Here is a 1,155-nt window from a genome sequence, read left to right as displayed (position 1 = left end):
GTGAGCGGGAGGAGATCGCGCTCCTGAAAGCCCAGGGCAAGGGCGTACGTGAAATCGCTCGGGAAGTCGGCCGTGATCCGGGGACGATTTCCCGTGAGCTGCGGCGCAACGCGGCCACCAGGAGTGGGAAGCTCGACTACCGGGCATCGGTTGCACAGTGGAAATCGGATAGGGCCGCGCGCCGCCCGAAAACGGCAAAGCTGGTCGCCAGTCCTCGGTTGCACGTGTACGTCCAGGAGCGACTGTCCGGACAGATCAGCACGCCCGGTGGCAAGGCGATCGCAGGGCCGGCGACGGGTGAGTGGACGGGACGGAACAAGCCGCATCGCAAGGACCGCGCGTGGGTGCAGGCATGGAGTCCGGAGCAGATCGCGAACCGGATCAAGCTTGATTTCCCGGATGATGAGTCCATGCGCATCAGCCACGAGGCGATCTACCAGGCGCTCTACATCCAGGGCCGCGGGGCGCTCAAGCGTGAGCTGATCTTGTGCCTTCGCACGGGCCGCGCGCTGCGCGCCCCGCGTGCTCGTTCACGTCGCAAGACCTGGGCACACGTGACACCCGAAGCGTTGATCAGCGAACGGCCTGCCGAGGCCGAGGACCGTGCCGTTCCCGGCCACTGGGAAGGGGACCTGATCATCGGGCTGGAGCGTTCCGCGATCGGCACGGTCGTCGAGCGGTCAACTCGATTCACGATGCTGATTCACCTGCCGCGCGAGGAAGGCTACCGGCACAAACACACGGTCAAGAATGGTCCTGCGCTGGCCGGTTACGGGGCGACCACGATGAAGAACGCACTCGCCAATACGATGTCGACACTGCCCGAGCAGCTGGCACGGTCGCTGACATGGGATCGAGGAAAGGAGATGTCGGCGCACGCGCAATTCAAAGTCGAGACCGGCATTCCCGTGTTCTTCGCCGATCCTCACAGCCCATGGCAGCGCGGCACGAACGAGAACACCAACGGACTCCTGCGACAGTACTTCCCAAAGGGCACCGATCTCTCTAGGTGGTCCGCCGAGGAGATCGAGGCCGTCGCCCATGCCCTCAATTCCCGTCCCCGCAAGACGCTCGGCTGGAGGACACCGGCCGAGGTGTTCAACGAGCAGCTACTGTTGCAACAGGCCGGTGTTGCAACGACCGGTTGAATCTGGT

Annotated in this window: 1 protein-coding gene; it reads left to right on the top strand. The window is 64.3% G+C overall.

Annotated elements, in window-relative coordinates; all coding sequences use genetic code 11:
* Positions 1-1,148 (top strand): IS30 family transposase (locus tag ACWD01_RS37535; protein ID WP_451168475.1); only part of this gene is annotated, 1,148 nt, incomplete at its 5' end.
* Between the last annotated feature and the right edge of the window lie 7 nt (positions 1,149-1,155).

Source organism: Streptomyces sp. NPDC002835 (genome assembly GCF_053591995.1).
This window is presented reverse-complemented; position numbering and strand designations above follow the sequence as displayed.